The organism is Streptomyces sp. YIM S03343, from assembly GCF_054729195.1.
The window spans coordinates 358103-375133 of the sequence record NZ_JBPUKX010000002.1; the positions used below are offsets into that span (position 1 = coordinate 358103).

14 protein-coding genes and 1 pseudogene are annotated in these 17031 nt (G+C 72.6%); 7 read left to right on the top strand and 8 right to left on the bottom strand.

Annotated features, from left to right (window positions below):
* Positions 1-9: 9 nt before the first annotated feature.
* A complete protein-coding gene (locus ACSYGN_RS37385) occupies positions 10-468 on the top strand; it encodes an Lrp/AsnC family transcriptional regulator (RefSeq protein ID WP_460404611.1) in 459 nt (152 codons plus the stop codon).
* An 83-nt stretch (positions 469-551) separates the two neighbouring features.
* On the opposite strand, the gene ACSYGN_RS37390 is transcribed toward ACSYGN_RS37385, so the two are convergent.
* The 4 genes from ACSYGN_RS37390 to ACSYGN_RS37405 form a co-directional block, all read right to left on the bottom strand.
* Positions 552-1007, bottom strand: coding sequence for a hypothetical protein (locus ACSYGN_RS37390; protein WP_460404613.1), 456 nt, complete (start codon positions 1005-1007; stop codon positions 552-554).
* A 196-nt stretch (positions 1008-1203) separates the two neighbouring features.
* Complete coding sequence (locus ACSYGN_RS37395) at positions 1204-3747, bottom strand: ABC transporter permease (RefSeq protein ID WP_460404615.1); 2544 nt, start codon at positions 3745-3747, stop codon at positions 1204-1206.
* Between the two features lie 3 nt (positions 3748-3750).
* Positions 3751-4494, bottom strand: coding sequence for an ABC transporter ATP-binding protein (locus ACSYGN_RS37400; protein WP_460404618.1), 744 nt, complete (start codon positions 4492-4494; stop codon positions 3751-3753).
* Positions 4491-4733 (bottom strand): hypothetical protein, encoded by a 243-nt coding sequence (locus tag ACSYGN_RS37405; RefSeq protein ID WP_460404620.1) that lies wholly within the window; start codon positions 4731-4733, stop codon positions 4491-4493. Before ACSYGN_RS37405 ends, ACSYGN_RS37400 begins: the two co-directional genes overlap by 4 nt.
* Before the next feature lie 225 nt (positions 4734-4958).
* On the opposite strand from ACSYGN_RS37405, the gene ACSYGN_RS37410 reads away from it, so the two are divergent.
* The 4 genes from ACSYGN_RS37410 (at position 4959) to ACSYGN_RS37425 (ending at position 11237) form a co-directional block, all read left to right on the top strand.
* A complete protein-coding gene (locus ACSYGN_RS37410; protein WP_460404622.1) occupies positions 4959-6227 on the top strand; it encodes a sensor histidine kinase in 1269 nt (422 codons plus the stop codon).
* A 319-nt stretch (positions 6228-6546) separates the two neighbouring features.
* Positions 6547-7206: a response regulator transcription factor gene (locus ACSYGN_RS37415; RefSeq protein WP_460404624.1), complete on the top strand. Its 660-nt coding sequence runs from the start codon at positions 6547-6549 to the stop codon at positions 7204-7206.
* Positions 7207-7491: 285 nt separating this feature from the next.
* Entirely contained in the window at positions 7492-9459 is a 1968-nt protein-coding gene (locus ACSYGN_RS37420; RefSeq protein WP_460404626.1) for a sigma-70 family RNA polymerase sigma factor, read from the top strand.
* Positions 9460-9812: 353 nt separating this feature from the next.
* Entirely contained in the window at positions 9813-11237 is a 1425-nt protein-coding gene (locus tag ACSYGN_RS37425) for a glycoside hydrolase family 76 protein (protein ID WP_460405754.1), read from the top strand.
* 24 nt (positions 11238-11261) lie between these two features.
* On the opposite strand, the gene ACSYGN_RS37430 is transcribed toward ACSYGN_RS37425, so the two are convergent.
* Positions 11262-11942, bottom strand: a complete 681-nt coding sequence (locus ACSYGN_RS37430; RefSeq protein WP_460404628.1) for a DUF429 domain-containing protein — start codon at positions 11940-11942, stop codon at positions 11262-11264.
* Positions 11943-12453: 511 nt separating this feature from the next.
* A pseudogene (locus tag ACSYGN_RS37435) lies at positions 12454-13269 on the bottom strand (helix-turn-helix transcriptional regulator); the annotation flags it as partial.
* A 201-nt stretch (positions 13270-13470) separates the two neighbouring features.
* Here ACSYGN_RS37435 and ACSYGN_RS37440 point away from each other — a divergent pair.
* On the top strand, positions 13471-14466 hold the full coding sequence (locus ACSYGN_RS37440) for an aldo/keto reductase (protein WP_460405756.1): 996 nt from the start codon (positions 13471-13473) through the stop codon (positions 14464-14466).
* 79 nt (positions 14467-14545) lie between these two features.
* Here the strand turns inward: ACSYGN_RS37440 and ACSYGN_RS37445 are convergent, their stop codons facing one another.
* Positions 14546-15136 carry a helix-turn-helix domain-containing protein gene (locus ACSYGN_RS37445; RefSeq protein WP_460404630.1) on the bottom strand — a complete coding sequence of 197 codons (591 nt, stop codon included), beginning with the start codon at positions 15134-15136 and terminating at the stop codon, positions 14546-14548.
* A gap of 172 nt (positions 15137-15308) precedes the next feature.
* Here ACSYGN_RS37445 and ACSYGN_RS37450 point away from each other — a divergent pair, with 172 nt between their 5' ends.
* Positions 15309-16016: a B3/B4 domain-containing protein gene (locus ACSYGN_RS37450; RefSeq protein WP_460404632.1), complete on the top strand. Its 708-nt coding sequence runs from the start codon at positions 15309-15311 to the stop codon at positions 16014-16016.
* A 72-nt stretch (positions 16017-16088) separates the two neighbouring features.
* Here the strand turns inward: ACSYGN_RS37450 and ACSYGN_RS37455 are convergent, their stop codons facing one another.
* The gene (locus ACSYGN_RS37455; protein WP_460404634.1) at positions 16089-16943 is read right to left on the bottom strand and encodes a helix-turn-helix transcriptional regulator; all 855 of its coding nucleotides are present in this window, start codon (positions 16941-16943) and stop codon (positions 16089-16091) included.
* Positions 16944-17031: the final 88 nt, after the last annotated feature.

The following is a 17031-nucleotide window of genomic DNA, read 5'->3' on the forward strand; positions in this document are numbered from 1 at the left end:
GATCAAGGTATGGGTAATGAATTCATCCTCGATGCCGTGGACCGAGAAATTTTGTTCCATCTACGTCAGGACGGGCGGCTGACCAACGTGGAGCTGGCCAAGCGGGTGGGCCTGACGCCGCCGCCCTGCCTGCGCCGGGTCAAGCGGCTGGAGGAGGCCGGTGTCATCACCGGGTACCGGGCCGTGATCGACCCCGGGGCCCTGGGCCGCGGGCTGGAGGTCCTCATCGACGTCGAGATCTACGCCCAGGACCGCAAGAGCTTCGAGGAGTTCGAGAAGACCGTGGCGTCCTACGAGGAGGTCGTCGAGTTCCGCCGTATGTACGGGCGCCCCGACTACTTCCTGCGCGTCGCGGTCGCCGACCACGCCGCCTACGAGTCCTTCCTCACCGAGAAGCTCAGCGGCCTGCCTGCCGTCCTGCGCCTCGAGTCCCACCTGACCATGAAGGAGATCAAGGCCCGCCCGTGAACCGAGGAGCACGATGCGGGCGGGCGCGGTGAACGAGCCGAGCGGGTCGTGGCGGCCGTCGGCGCCGGACGGCAAGTGCCGCCCTAGCCGCGGATGTTGCGGGCCAGCCAGGGGCTGAGCACGTTACGGAAGACCACTTCCTTGTACGTCTCGTCGCCGGGCAGGGAGACGATCAGCCAGGTGCCCGGCGGCAGGAAGCGCTGCTTCACAAGGGTGAGGCCGTCGTAGACCGCGCGCAGGAACGCCGGGACGGAGTCGCGGGGGATGTCGTCGAAGGCCACTCCCTCGACGGTGATCTGCGCGTCGTCCTCCGGGTAGATCCGGACGTTCACGGAAGGGGAGCCGCCGAGTTCGACGAACGCCTCGTGCGGCAGCGAGCCGTCCGGGTCGAGGACCGTGAACGCTCCTGCGGCGGTGCGGCGGGAGGTCTGGTCCGCTCCGATGTCGTCGGTGACGACCATCTCCAGGTTGTACTCGTGCGCGATCTCACGTATCGCGGTGACGGCGGTCTCGGTGGTCGGCAGATGCGGGTGCTTCATGATCCCGATCATGCCCCGTCGGCGGCCTCATGACTCTGCTCATGGCCCGCTTCGGGCCCCCGCGCAGACAGCCGGTTTCCGGGTAAACAGCCTCCCCGCCGCCTTCAACCTATGGCGGCCCGGGGCTGAAGGCGGCCGACCGTCCGGACACACCCGCCCACACCCGCCCACGCCGGGCCACGGCCCCCGCCCGCCGTCACACCGCCGCGCGCAGTGCCTCCGCCGGTGCCGTGCGCAGCGCCCGCCGGGTGGGGAGCTCGATGGCCAGGAAGGACGCCGCGATCACGGTGACCGCCGCTGCGGGCAGCAGCCAGACGGGGCCGGCGGGCCATGGTCGGCCGAGGAAGCCCTGGCCCAGCAGGGCGAGCGGCGGCGCCGACAGCAGCAGCCCCGAGGTGAGCGCGGCGGCGGCGATCAGCGCGGCCTCGCGGCGCATCATCACCCGGATCTGCCGGGGCGTCGTACCGGCCAGGCGCAGCGCGGCGATCTCGGTGCGGCGCTGGGCGGTGGCGGCGACCAGCTTGTTGACGATGCTCAGCAGCAGATAGCCGAGCAGCACGACGATCGTCGCCAGGTTGATCCACACCTCCGGTGGGATGTCCCGGTCCCGGCCGGACCCGGAGTGCGCGTCGGTGTCCTCCAGCGCCAGACCGGGCCGGTCCGCCACCAGCCGCGTCAGCCGGTGTGCGGCGGCCGCGGTGCCGTCGGTCCTGACGAGCAGGCTCTGGGCGAGGGCGGAGGTGGTGTGACCGGCGGCCAGGTCGCCGGAGAGCACCAGCGGGCCGAAGCCGAGTCCGCGGTCGTACACCGCCACGACCCTGGCCCGCACCTCGGTGCCGTCCCCGAGCAGCAGCCGTGTCCACGCGCCCAGTCCGGCGCCGCGCGATCCGGCGGCGTCGCTACTGACGGCGACGGTGGCGCCGGTGAGCCGGGCGAGTGTGCCCTGCTTCACCCCGAGGTCGAGGACGTCCGCCGCGGCCGGCGGGGCGATCAGCGCGGACGCGGACTCGGTCGTGGTGTCGCCGAACTGCCGGTACGACCAGACCACGGTGGTGGCGCTGACGGAGACGGCGGACCGTACGCCGGGCAGCTTCCGTACGGCGCCGGGGATGTCCGACGGCAGTCCGCCGAGGGTGGGGGCGCCGAGGCGGTACTGGGCCAGGGTGCCGTCGCGGTTGTCCTGGCCGGTGGCGGCGAGCACGGTGGTCTGGGCAAGGGTGTACGTCAGCACGAACACGACCGCCATGGCCAGCGGGCTGACCACCCCGGCGAACCGCAGCGCGTAGGCACGTACGTTGGCCACGGCCAGCCAGGTCGGGGCGGTGACCCCGGCCCGCAGCCGCCGTGCGACGGCCCCGCCCGCGCCTTGCACCAGGGCCGGGCCGCACAGGGCCAGGCCGATCGCGGCGACGATCCCGGCGATGGAGGTGGCCGAGGCGCCGATCACGGTACGGGAGACCAGCGGGGTCACGGACAGCGCGAAGGCGGCGGCGATCAGCAGCCCACCGGTCAGGGCGCGTCCGGCGGACGGCTTGCGTGGTTCGCTGCGGGACTCGGCGACCGCCTCGGTGGCAGGCATGCGCGACGTGCGCCAGGCCGCGGCACGGGCCGACAACTGCACGACGGCCGCGATCAGCAGGAGTGTGGCGACGGCGGGCAACGGACCGTAGATCAGCGGGAGTTCTGACGGCAGCACCCCCCGGTCGACGAGCAGGGAGCGGAACTGCCCGGCCAGCACATAGCCGAGCGCGATACCAGGCGCCACAGCCACGGCGGCCACCGCCGACGACTGCGCGGCGGCCAGTCGGCGGATCTGCCTCGGGGTCGCCCCGACCGCCCGCATCAGCGCCAGGTCCCGGCGCTGCCCGGCGATCGACACGCCCAGCGCGCCCGCCGTGACGAACCCGGTGATGAGCAGGACGATCCCGCCGAGCGAACCGGCGAGCAGCACCAGCAGCGAGCGGGCCGCACCCACACCGGGCGACACGGTCTCGCCGATGTCCGCCCCGGTACTGACCGTCAGTCCGGTGCCGGCGAGCTGGTGGCGGACTGCGCGGGCGACCCACTGCCCGGTGCCGGGCTCGGTGGTCAGGCCGATGAGGTCGACGGCCGCCTTGTCGCCGCTGCCGCGCCCGGCCAGCCGTACGGCGGTCGTGTCGGCGAAGTAGACACCGGCGCCCGGCGCGTCGACCACGGCGGTGACGCGGTAGCGCGCGGTGGGCCTGCCGTTGGCGACGACCCGGACCGGGTCGCCCGCGCGGAGGCCACTCACCGCGGGTACGGCGATCTCGGCCGCCCCGGTGGGGGTGCGGCCGGTGATGCGCGGGCGGTCCAGGAGGCGGGTCGAGGACCAGCCGTGCCCGGCCGCGACGGGGTCGTCGGCGGTCGGCACGATCCGGCCACCGGTGTCGATCAGGGCGGTGGGGAAGCCGATGTCGCCGACAGCCGCGGTCACACCCGGCAGGCGGGAGAGCTTGTCGACGAGCCGGGCCGGGAGGCGGGCGCGCTCGGGGAGGGCCAGGGAGGGTTCGGCGCCCGGGTGGTACTCCTGGTCGGCCGCGACGACGACGTCCGCGCCGCCGAGCCTGCCGGGCGGCAGTGTCGAGCGCAGCCCCGACTCGGCCAGTACCCCGGTGCCGGTGATCAGGGCGGCCCCGCCGAGGACCGCGCACACCACGGCGATGAGCGCGGTGATCCGGTGGGCGGCCATGCGCAGAGCGAGGGGGAGCAGAGGGAGCATGGTCTAGCGCTCCCCCAACGTGACGAGGCGGTCGGCCAGTTGAGGCGCGGTGGGGTGGTCGAGGGCCTCGACGACCTGTCCGTCGGCCATCACCAGCGCTCGGTGCGCGCGGGCCGCGGCGGCCGGGTCGTGGGTGACCATCACGACCGTCTGGCCCAGCTCGTCCACCAGGCCGCGCAGCAGTTCCAGCACCTCGTGCGCGCTGCGCAGATCGAGCGCGCCGGTGGGTTCGTCGGCGAACACGACGGCCGGCTCGGCCGCCAACGCCCTGACGACGGCTGCGCGTTGCTGCTGGCCGCCGGAGAGTTCGGCGGGGCGGTGGCGCAGCCGAGCGGCCAGGCCCACCCGCTCGACCAGTACGCCGATCCACTGCCGGTCCGGTGTCCGCCCGGCGAGGCGCAGCGGCAGTGTGATGTTGTCCTCGATACTCAGCGAGGGGATGAGGTTGTACGCCTGGAACACGAACCCGACGCGCTCGCGGCGCAGTTCGGTGCGGCGGGTCTCCCCGAGACCGGCGATCTCGGTGCCGTCGATGCGGACACTGCCGGAGGTCGGGGTGTCCAGGCCCGCCGCGCAGTGCATCAGCGTGCTCTTGCCGGAGCCGGAGGGGCCCATCACCGCGAGGAAGGTTCCGGGGGCGACAGTCAGCGACACGTCGTCGAGGGCGCGGGTTCCGCCCGGGTAGGTCTTGGTGAGGTGCGCCAGCGCGATGGCGGGGGCGCGGACCGCGGTCGTCGCCGGGCTCATCGGCGGCCCTTCAGACGGCGTACGACGAGGACGGCGGCGGTGACGCCGGTGACAGTGCCGCAGGCCAGGTGCACGCCGAGACCCGCGCCGGCGTACGACGCGACGGTGTTGGCGACGACGCTGAGCACCAGCAGCAGCCACAGCAGGAAACGGACGAGGTCGGCGCGGCTGACGGCGGCCGGTGGATCGTCGTCGTGCGGGGTGCCCGCACCGGTGAGGCGGTAGTGGTCGGCGGCCATCGAAGGCTCCTGTTCGGCGGGCTGGGCTGACGTCTTCGACGCTAGGGACCGCACCCCCTTCCGGCCGATCCCGCCAGCCCCCCGATCGGAGGTACAGCAGGCTGTACTTCTCGCCGGCACAGCCCGGGCCGTAGGGTCGTGCGGGCCGACGACCACGGCCGCGGCAGACCAAGCGGCAGACCGCCCGCGGTTGACCTGCAGCGGCAGACCGGAGTGGAGGACCCTATGTGGCCCCGGACAGCGACCGGGCAGGACACCGGCCGCCCCGGTGACGTCCTCGTACAGACCGTGCGGGCGGCCAAGTCGGCGCTCGCGCAGCTCGTCGGCGGGCTCGGCACGGCCGCGGCGGCGGTGGCCGTCCTGGTCCTGATGGCGGTCGCCGCCGTGACCGCGCCACTGGGCGTGGGCCTGCTCGCGGCACCCGGCGTCGTACGCATCCTGCACGCGGTGGCCGAACGGGAGCGTGAACGGCTGTCGCGCCTGGGACCGGAGGTCGTCGCCCCGGACCCCGCGCCTACGGGGCTGCGGCTCGCCCTCGCCGACCCCACCACCCGGCGGGAGCTGCGCTGGGCGCTGCGCCACGCCACCTCGGGGTTCGCGCTCGGGATGCTCGGTGTGTGCCTGCCGCTGGCCGCCGTCCGGGACATCGTGTTCCCGCTGGTGTGGCCGTTCGCGCCCGCCGATACGACCAGTACGTCCCTGGGATTCGGCATCGCACACTCCTGGCCCGAGGCCCTGTCCGTGAGCCTCCTCGGCGTCGGCTGGATCGCCGTGGTCCTCGGTCTCGCCCCCGGCATGGCGCGGCTCCAGGCCCGCCCCGGGCGCGCCCTCCTCGCGGCGGACCCGGACACCGACCTGTCGCTGCGGGTCGCCGAGCTGACCGCCACCCGCGCCGCCGCGCTCGACGCCCACGCCGCCGAACTGCGCCGTATCGAGCGCTCGTTGCACGACGGCACCCAGAACCGGCTGGTCACCGTCACCGTGCTGCTCGGCGCCGCCCGCCGTATGGCCGCCCGCGATCCGGACCGCGCCGACGAACTCCTCGAACGCGCCCAGAGCGCCGCGGAGCAGGCGCTCGCCGAACTGCGCGGCGTCTCCCGCAGCATCCTGCCGCCGGTGCTGTCCGACCGGGGGCTCGCCGGGGCACTGGCCGGACTGGCCGCCGAGTGCGCGGTGCCGTGCCGCACCGACGTCGGCACACCGCAGCGCTGCGCGGCGTCGGTGGAGGCCACCGCGTACTTCGTGGTCGCCGAGGCGCTGACGAACATCGCCAAGCACAGCGGCGCCACGCGGGCCACGGTGACCGTCCGTACCGAGGGCGGGCGGCTGCGCCTGCGCGTCGAGGACGACGGCCGGGGCGGTGCGGACGAGGACGGCGGCACCGGGCTCACCGGCATCCGCCGCCGGGTGGCGGCCCACGACGGTACACTCCGCGTGACCAGCCCACCGGGCGGGCCGACGGTCCTCGACGCGACCTTGCCGTGCGGCACCTGAACCGCGCCCGGGCACCCGCCCGGACCGTGCCGCCGACGGGCGCCGTGGCTTGCGGCTGGACCCGTCAACCGAGGGCCTGTCCGGCGGATCGGGTCGGAGGAAACCGACGGCACCCGTCGACTCAGGTGAGCGGGGGCTGGTGCGTGCAGCTGCAAGGCGGAGGAGGGAGTCGACGCGATGGGGGTCCCCCCTGTTCGAGCGCAGCCGAGAACTCGGGGGAGTCGGCGACCGACGACAACGCCGCAGATGTGCGTGCCGGCCCCCGCGTCTCCGGCATGATCCGCCGGACAGGCCCTAGCCAGCCGAGCGAGTTGCCTGCATGCGCATAGTGATGGCCGAGGACGATCCCCTGCTGCGCGAAGGGCTCGCCCTGCTGCTGGGCGCGGAAGGCATCGACGTGGTCGCCAGGACGGGGACGGCCGACGAGGTCCTGGACGCCATCGACAAGCACCGGCCCGATGTGGCCGTCCTCGACGTCCGTATGCCGCCCACCCACACCGACGAGGGCATCCGCGCGGCGGTCGAGGCCCGGCGGCGCCATCCCGGTCTGGCCGTCCTGGTGCTGTCCGCCTATGTCGAGCAGAGCTTCGCCACCGAGCTGCTCACCGACGGGGTGGACGGCCTCGGCTACCTCCTCAAGGAACGGGTCGGCCGGGTAGAGGAGTTCCTCGACGCCCTGCACCGGGTGGCCGGCGGCGGCACGGCGATCGACCCCGAGGTCGTCGCCCAGCTGTTCACCCGCTCCCGCCACGACACCCGCCTGGACCGCCTCAGCCCGCGCGAACACGACGTACTCGCCCTGATGGCACAGGGACTGGGCAACAGCGCCATAGCCGAACGCCTGGTGGTGACGGACGGCGCGGTCCACAAGCACATCCGCAACATCTTCGCCAAGCTGGACCTGTCCCCGACGGACCGGGTGGACCGCAGGGTGGCGGCGGTACTGCACTATCTGGACGAGCCGCGACGGCGAGCGTGAGACCGGGGCTGCGCAAGCGCCTGAAGGGCATGGCAGCCCCCGACCGGGACCCAGACCCGGACTCGGACCCCGAACACCGCACCAGGGCGCTGCGCTGCTCACGCCCCGTCGCCCGGTCGTGGCAGCCGCCCGCGCACCTCCACCGGCATCTCTCCCGGGTTTTCTGTTGTCCCACCGGCCCCACCGCGTCTCCCGTAGTGGGGCCGGTAGGACGACTGCCGGGTCCGCGTCGGCCTTCGCAGGCGTGAGAATGCCACGGGGCGTGAGATGAGGGAGAGACGGTTCATGCGCACAGACCACGGGCGAGATCCCGGCACCGGCCTGGTGTCCGCCGCCTGTTCGGGCGATCCGCGGGCGATCGAGGGGCTGGTGGCGCAGTCCCTGCCGCTGGTCTACAACATCGTCGGCCGCGCGCTGAACGGTGGCCAGGACGTCGACGACGTCGTGCAGGAGACGCTGCTGCGGGTGGTGCGCGGCCTGGACCGGCTGGAGAACCCCTCGTCCTACCGATCGTGGATGGTGGCCATCACCGTGCGGCAGATACGGGACTGGATCCGAGGACACATTCAGGACCGGGAGACCCGCGAACCCGTGGAGCTCGCCGCGCAGTTCCCCGATCCCGCCTCGGACTTCGCGTCCCTGACCATCCTCCGGCTGCAACTGGACGACGACCGACGGGAAGTGGCGGAGGCCACCCGCTGGCTGGACGAGGACAACCGTGAACTGCTGTCGCTGTGGTGGCTGGAGGAGACCGGTGAGCTGGACCGGGCCGAGGTTGCCGGGGCACTCGGCCTGTCCGGCCGTCACACGGCCGTAAGGATCCAGCGGCTCAAGGAGCAGCTCGACGTCTCCAGGACCGTCGTCCGGGCACTGGCCGTCAAGCCGCCGTGCCCGGAGCTGTCCGAGCAGACGCGGGTGTGGGACTCGGGTCCGAGTCCGCTGTGGCGCAAGCGGATCGCCCGGCACGCCCGCGGCTGCGCGCGTTGCGGTGAGCGCCAGGACCGGCTGGTCCCCGTGGGCCGCCTGCTCATGGGGCTTCCGCTGCTCGTCCCGCCGGCCGGTCTGCACCAGGCCGTATGGGCGGCGATCGCACCGGCGGTGTCGGCGGCGGGAGGACAGCCGGCCGACGTCCCGGAACCCGGGAACGCAGGGCACGCGACGATACGCCCTCGTGGCACCCACGCGGCCGGGCAGCCCGCCTCCCGGCGCCGTGCACCGGGCCGTGCCGGGCACGCCAGGACGATCACCGCGGCCGTCGCGACCGCGACCGTCGTCCTCACCGCGTTCGCCCTGGTGCACTCCCAGGACACCAACGGCTCGGCAGCAGCTGCCGCCGCCGCGCGCACCGCGGCCGGCACCCCCACCACCACCGCACAGACCGTCTCCCCCACCCCCTCGGCGTCGCCCAGCCCGTCGGCGACGAAGAAGAAGTCCGAACCGTCGGCATCGGCATCCGCCACCCGGGCGTCGCGCTCACCGGGCACCAAGGCCGCCGCGGCCGCGGATCCGGTGGTCTCCTCCCGCCGGAAGGGAGTCGCGGTCTGGTCCTACTCCGGGATGTCCGGCGGGCTGAGCCGCTCCGGCGCCGGCTGGTACTACACCTGGTCCACCACCCACCCCGGCATCGCGGCGTCCGGCGGCGCGGACTTCGTGCCGATGATCTGGGGTGCGAAGAGCGTCACCGCCCAGGCACTGTCGGAGGCGAAGGCAGCCGGCCCTTATCTGCTGGGCTTCAACGAACCGGACATGAGCGCCCAGTCGAACATGACGGTCGACCAGGCACTCGACCTGTGGCCCCAATTGCAGGCGACCGGGAACACCTTGGGCAGCCCCGCCGTGGCCTACGGCGGCGACCGGGCGGGCGGCTGGCTGGACCGCTTCATGAGCGGCGCGAAGCAGCGGGGGTACCGCGTGGACTTCATCACGTTGCACTGGTACGGCGGCGACTTCCGCACCGAGGCCGCCGTGCAGCAGCTGCGCAACTATCTGAGCGCGGTGTACGAGCGCTACCACAAGCCGATCTGGCTGACCGAGTTCGCCCTCATCGACTTCTCCCAGGGCACCCGCTACCCCACCGACACGGAACAGGCGGCCTTCCTCACCTCCGCCACGAAGATGCTCGCCGGACTGCCCTACCTGCGGCGCTACGCATGGTTCGGCCTCGGCACCGAGGAATCCGGCCCGGGAACCACCTTGTTCCGCTCGGGCTCCACCCTGACCCCGGAGGGCAACGCGTTCCGCTCGGCACCGTGAGCCGACAACTCCCGCTGCGAGGCGCCCGGGTGGACCACCCGGGCGCCTCGCACACTGATCAAGGTGCCGAAACCAGCCCGGCGCGACGAGACGGCCATGAAGCAACTGATCTCCGGCCACACGGCATCACTTGAGAAACAGCAGCCGTGCAAGGCCCGCTGAATCAGCGCTGATCCGCAGACACCCGGCATCGCTCACAGCGACAGACCAGCCGCGCCCGCCCGAGTGATTGACATGTCTCCTACCGTGCGAGCACCCTGAGAGCGCTCTCGGACCTGGTCCGTACCAGATTCCGCACACCCGACCACCGGAGGTGGAGAGTGCTCGGCAGACTCAAGCGCCGCACAGCAGCGGTGACAACGGCGACCGCCTTACTGGGTGCGCTGCTCACCTTGGCCGCCCCGCCGCTCGCGAACGCAGCAGCCACCGCCACCATCTGCAACAAGTACTGCGACACCCGCGACCCCGCCGCGGCCACCTCGGACCGTGCCCCCGTCACCAGCACGCTCTACGGCCGCACCGTACAACTGCACCTCTCGGACAACGATGTCATGGGCTGGGCCTCCATCGACAACGGCAGCCCGGGCGACGAGGTCTGGCTGGACCGGAGCTGGGACGGCGGCCGCACCTGGTCCGACGGCAGCAGGCTGGGCGACACGACAATCCCCTCGGGCTTCCGCGGCTGGCGCACCCTGATGTACAACGTCGACGACTGGAACACGACCGGTGTCGGGGCGCTGCGCGCCTGCGGCAAGGCCGGGGACCGCCCGGAGATCACCTGTACCGCCTGGGCCCGGGTGAACTGGAACGCCTGGAGCCGCGGCACCGCGGCGGCGACCGCGCTGATGATGTCGTACGACCGGGGCACCGGTCTCTTCGGCGGCAACGGCTGGTGGACCGCCGCCAACGCCCTGACCGCCGTCCTCGACAACGCCCGCGTCAGCGGAATGCCGAGCTACCTGTACACGATCGCCTCCACCTACGACAGAAACATCGGCGCCCAGGGCGGCAGTTTCACCAACGACTATCTGGACGACACCGGCTGGTGGGGACTTGCCTGGATCGCCGCCTTCGACGCGACCGGGGACAGCCGCTATCTGAACACCGCCCGCGCCGACGCCGACCACATGAACGCCTACTGGACGGCGACCTGCGGCGGCGGAGTGCTCTGGAACCAGAACAAGACCTACAAGAACGCCATCACCAACGAACTCTTCCTCCAGATCAACGCGGCGCTGCACAACCGGATCCCCGGCGACAGCGTCTATCTGGACCGGGCGAAGAACGAATGGGCGTGGTTCCGGCAGAGCGGCATGATCAACGGCGATCGCATGATCAACGACGGTCTCACCGACGCCTGCGCCAACAACGGCCAGACCACCTGGACGTACAACCAGGGCGTGGTCCTCGGCGGTCTCACCGAGTTGTACCGGGCGACCGGCGACAGCGCCCTGCTCACTACCGCCCGCCAACTGGCCGATGCATCGACGGTCAGGCTCCAGACCGACGGTGTGCTGCGCGAGCCCGGCGAGTCCGACGGCTGCACGGGCGACGGCCCCTCCTTCAAGGGCGCCTACGTCCGTGGCCTGGGCCGACTCGACGCCCAGCTGACCGACCACCCGTACGCGACGACTCTCGACCGCTGGGCGGACGCGGCCTACGCCAAGGATCGCAACCCCCTGGACCAGTACGGCCCGCACTGGAACGGCGGCACGGGCACGAGCGACTACGGTTGCCAGCAGAGTGTGCTCGACCTGCTCAACGCGGCAGGCCAGTAGGGGAGTTGACGGCTGCCAGGCCGGTCAGTAGCGGATCTCGACGACGCGCCCCTCCGCATCCGTCTCGGGTGCCTCGGGCACGCGCTCCGCGACACCGCTCGCGATCCGGTGGGCCGACCAGGCGGTGACGGCGGCGTCGAGCACGTCGTCCACGGGGACGCGGTCGGCCTCCCCGAGCTCGTCCGGGAGAGCAATCCCTGCCCCGGCCAGCAGGGCGGATCGCTGCCGCTGCCCGCGCCAGGTCTTCTTGGCGTGCGCCAGCGGCATCCCGCCCGCCAGGGCCCGGAAGGACAGCTCGGGGTGCACCTCGTGGATCCGCCGGTCGGCCGCCCAGCAGTCCCGGGCCTCCAGCAGCTTCGGGGCCAGTGCCCACGCCTGCCGGGTCAGCCGGTTCCCGGTGAGTTCCTGGCACCGGTCGGCGGCGGCGACGTAGCCCCGCTCGTCCCACACCGGCCGGGGCGCGATGAGGAACACGCTGCTGCGCCGTACCCCGAGCAGACCGCGTGCCGCGAGGTCGGCGGCCCGCCACCCCTTCTCCACCAGCCCGAGCGGCATGTCCACCGCGATCACCCGCACCCCGTCACCGGCCCGCTCGATCAGCCGGTCGAGCCGCACATCCACCAGACTCCCCGCGTACGCAATGCCCGCGAGCCCGATCCCGACCCACCCCTGCTTGCCACAGGCATCCACACCCAGGACGTCCATGTCCTCCCCCTCTGCGTGACCGGCCCCTGCCGGGCTCACCGTACGTCGGTGTCCTGCGCCCCCGTCGGGAACTCCTCGACGCTAGGGCGTGTTTCGAAAGTAGCGCCGGCCGCCCGAAGGGCGGACCCTGCGGCGTCTGGTGCGTGCGATCGCAAGGCGGAGGGTCGCCCTCGTACTGGGCGTACGTGGGCGATCCCGACAACACAGCCGGGGGCACCCCCTGCTCGTCAGAGCTTGGGGGAGTGCGTGCCAGGCGTCGCAGGGCAGGCGGGACTTTCGAAACACGCCCTAGGGCCTGTCCGGCGGATCAAGTCGGAGGAAACCGACGGTACCCGTCAACCCGGGTGAGCGGGGGCTGGTGCGTGCAGCTGCAAGGCGGAGGAGGGAGTCGACGCGATGGGGGTCCCCCCTGTTCGAGCGCAGCCGAGAACTCGGGGGAGTCGGCGACCGACGACAACGCCGCAGATGTGCGTGCCGGCCCCCGCGTCTCCGGCATGATCCGCCGGACAGGCCCTAGGACCCGGAGGAGTTCCAGGCGTTCACGCGACTCGGCGTCCGCCGGGGTGAGGACGAGGAGTTCCTGGCGCTGGTCGGGGGTGATCAGGGTCTCGCAGTCCATCACGAGGCGGCCCACCCTCGGGTGCAGGAAGACCTTGCGGTCGGCGCGGCGGACCGCCACCTCGTGCTCGGCCCACAGGCCACGGAAGTCGGCACTCGCTGCCAGGAGGCGCTCGACGAGGCCCGCCACCTCGGGGTCGCCCGAGCGGCGGCCCGCCGCGGCGCGCAGGTCGGCGACCAGCTGACGGGCGTGGCGATCGTGCTCCTCGCGCGGGCCGGCGGCGCGCGCGGCGGGGTCGGTGAACCAGCGGTGCACGAGGTAGCGGTCGTCGCCGGAGAAGTGCGTGTGGTCGCCCGTCAGCAGGACGGACATCCGGTTCTGGGCCAGCACCTCGCCCAGGTCGGACAGCACCAGGGCCGGGGTGTCACCGAGCAGGTCGAGCATCCGCACCAGACCGGCGCGGGCCATCCGGGCCACCCCGTCGGCGGGCGGCGGCTGGTGGCCCGCCAGATGGAAGAGGTGGTCGCGCTCGTCGTCGGACAGCCGCAGCGCCCGGGCCAGCGCCCCGAGCAGTTGGGTCGAGGGCTGGCTGCTGCGGCCCTGTTCGAGGCGTACGACGTAGTCCACGGACATGCCCGCGAGCATCGCCACCTCCTCCCGGCGGAGGCCGGCGGTACGGCGGCGCGGACCGTCGGCGATGCCGACCTCGGCCGGTCGGATGGCCTCGCGGCGGCGGCGCAGGAAGTCGGCGAGCTGGTCGCGTTGCATGGCCCCATGGTCCCTCGCGGTCTCCGGGCCCATCCAGGGAGCGGCACTCCCAGGATGAACGCTCCACTCCCGGGCGCGGCCGCATCGGCGCAGGGTGGGGGTGGACAGAAGATCCACGACGGTTCTGACGATGTCGGCGAAGACGGTTCGACGATCCTGGAGAAGACGATGACGTTCGAGAAGATGACGTCGGCGAACACGATGCGGACACGGACCCTGGGCACCTCCGGCCCCGCCGTCTCCGCGCTGGGCCTGGGCGCGATGGGGATGTCGGGGGCGTACGGCGAGGCGGACCGCGCGGAGAGCATCGCCACCGTGCACGCGGCGCTGGACGCCGGGGTGACGCTGATCGACACCGGTGACTTCTACGGCATGGGCCACAACGAACTGCTGCTCGCCGAGGCGCTGCGCGGCCGGGACCGGGACGGCTACCGGCTGAGCGTCAAGTTCGGCATGCTGAGCGGCCCGGTGCCCGGCTACGGCGGCCAGGACTGCCGTCCCGAGGCGGTGAAAAACTTCCTCGCCTACTCGCTGAACCGGCTCGGCACCGACCACATCGACATCTACCGCCCCGCCCGGCTGGACCCCGAGGTACCGATCGAGGAGACGGTGGGCGCGATCAAGGAGATGATCGAGGCGGGGTACGTACGGTATCTCGGTCTCTCGGAGGTCGACGCGGCGACGATCCGCCGCGCGCACGCCGTGCACCCGGTCTCCGACCTCCAGATCGAGTACTCGCTGATCTCGCGGGCGGTGGAGGCGAAGGTCCTGCCCACGCTGCGGGAACTCGGCATCGGCATGACGGCCTACGGCGTCCTCAGCCGTGGTCTGATCTCCGGGCACTGGTCGGCCGGGCACAGCGCCGGTCCCGGCGACCACCGTGTCTTCAGCCCGCGGTTCGCCGGCGAGAACGTGGAGCACAACCTCGGTCTGGTGGAGGCACTGCGCCGTGTCGCCGAGGCCAAGGGGTGCACGGTGGCCCAGCTGGCCATCGCGTGGGTCGCGGCGCAGGGCGACACCATCGTGCCGCTGGTCGGCGCCCGCACCCGCGAGCGGCTGGCGGAGGCGCTGCCCGCGCTGGAGGTCGAGCTGTCGGCGGACGATCTGGCCGGGATCGAGAAGGCGGTGCCGCTCGGCTCCGCGCGCGGCGACCGCTATCCGGCGGCGTTCATGTCCGGCCTGGGCGTGGGGAACTGAGCCGGGGCTCCGTCGAGTCGCGAGTGGGCGCGAGGGGGGCGGCTCACGGTGCGCGGGCGAGTCACAGTGCGGTGGCGGGTCACGGTGCGGTGGCGGGGCCGGGGCCGGGCGGCAGGTGGACGGTCATGATCAGGTGGCAGGTCCCGTCGCCCGCGCCCCGGTAGGCGTGCGCGGTGTCACCGTCGAAGGTCGCGGTCTGCCCGGCGCCGACGGTGTACTCGGCGCCGTCGACGACCAGGGTCATCCGGCCGGCGACGACGCTGACGGTCTCCACGACTCCGGCCTGGTGGGGATGGCTGGGGTACTCCTCCCCCGGTTCCAGCCGCCAGCGCCAGACCTCGACCGGGGCCGGGCCGGAGGTCGTCAGCATCAGCCGGGCCTCGCCGCCCTCCTCGCCGGTCCACAGCGGCGCCACGGCGTCGGCGGAGACGACCCGGACGCGGCCTTCGGCGGGGCCCTGCATCAGGGCGGACACCGAGATGCCGAGGGTGTCGGCGAGCCGGACGAGGGTGGCCAGGTTGGGGTTGCCCTGAGCCTTCTCCAGGCCCACCAGGGCACCCTTGCTGACCTGTGCGCGCCTGCTGAGCTCCTCCAGGGAGAGTCCCGCGCGGACGCGGGCCGTCCGGACGTTGTACGCGACCGTCCGCAGGGTCATGGCCGTGTCGGCCATCTCGGCCACCTGATCACCGTCCTCGCAGCTATGGCTGTTCGATTGCAACGCTCGGTCATTCGGTTGCCCCGTCCAGTCATTCGGTTGACTGAGGTCGGTCGATCCGTTGTACCGTGAGGTCATTCCAATGGCCAATCGTAGCCGCATTCCCAGAGAAGACGGAACCCCGCACATGCACGACTTCCGCATCGCACCCGCCGTGGCGGACGCCTTTCCCGACACCCTGATCGCCCTGGTCACCGCCACGGGCCTGCGTGGGCACGAGCCCTGGCCGGGCACCGACGCCGCCCTGGCGGACCTGGAGCGGCAGCTCGCCGACGGCAGCTGGCAGCCCGCCGACGAGACCGACCCCCGTATCGAGGCGTGGCACACCGCCTACCGTTCCTTCGGCACCAACCCGCGCCGCATCCGCCCGAGCGTCGACGCGCTCGGCCGCCGACTGGCCAAGCGGGGCAGCTTGCCGCGGATCAGCCCGGCCGTCGACTCGTACAACACCGTCTCCGTCCGCCACGGTCTGCCCGCGGGGGCCTTCGACCTGGACCACGTCACCGGCGACGTCGACATCCGGTACGCGGACGGCACCGAGTCCTTCACCCCGCTCGGCGAACCCGACGCCGTGGAGACGCCCAAGCCGGGCGAGATCATCTACGCCGACACCACCGGCGTCCTCACCCGCCACTGGAACCACCGCGACGCCCACCGCACCCGCGTCACCGAGGACTCCACCCACGTCGCCTTCATCATGGAAACCCTCCACGCGACCCGGGACGGCCACCTCCTGAAAACGGCCGCAACCGAACTCCAGAACCTCCTCGGCCCCCACGCCGGCAGGACGGCCGTCCACTACCTCAGCCCGGCACAGACGCCGGTCACTGTCTGACGCTCCCGGAGGAACGGCTCGTCCGGCGCGGCTGATCGGGAGAGGTCGTGCACCCGAGCAGGCGAGGCGCTGTCAGGCGGGCGAGGTCGGTGTCATGTTCTGGGTGCCGATGACCGACAGGAGGCTGAGCTGGGTCGCGGCCTCTGTGCCGGGTGGCGCTGAGAACCACAGGAGGCGCTGGCGGCCGTTCTCGCTGAACAGGCTGTTGCAGTCCAGTTCGATCACGCCCAGGGCCGGGTGGACGATGCGTTTGTGGTCGGTTCGGCGCAGGGCGACGTCGTGGGTGTCCCAGAGGTCGGCGAACTCCTTGCTGCGGGTCCGCAGCGCTGCCACCATGCGGCTCACCTCGGGGTCGGCGCCGCGTCGGGCGGCCACCGCCTGGAGGTCGGCCACGAAGACCCGGGAGTGGTGGGGGTGGTCCGGGGGCGGGTAGAGGGCCCGGGACTCCGGGGCCGTGAACCAGCGGTACACGAGGCTCGCCTCTGGGCCGCGGGTCGCCGGGGGTCGTCCGATGAGGGTGACGGCCAGCGGGTTCTGGACCAGAGTCTCGTGGAGGTCGGTGATGACCTGGGCGGGGGTGGTGGTGAGCTGGTCCAGGAGGCCGAGGAGACCGGGTTCGACGTGCGCGGTCGGGCCGTGCGCGGCGGGCGGGACGGGGCGTTCGGCGAGGTGGAAGAGGTGGTCGCGCTCGTCGCCGTTCAGCCGCAGTGCCCGGGCCAGCGCGGCCAGCACCTGTGCCGAGGGCTGTGCGCCGCGTCCGCGTTCCAGCTCGGTGTAGTAGTCCGCGCTCAGTCCCGCGAGCTGTGCGACCTCCTCGCGGCGCAGGCCCGGCACCCGGCGCCGGGGACCGGTGGGCAGGCCGACGTCGGACGGCCGGATCCGGTCGCGTCGGGACTTGAGGAACGCGGCGAGTGCGGAATGGTTCACGCCCCCATCGTCGCCCGCCCGCACCGACCCGAACCAGGGGACGGCAACCCCAGGGTGCGCAGGGCCCTGGCTGGGGCGCCTCCGCCGG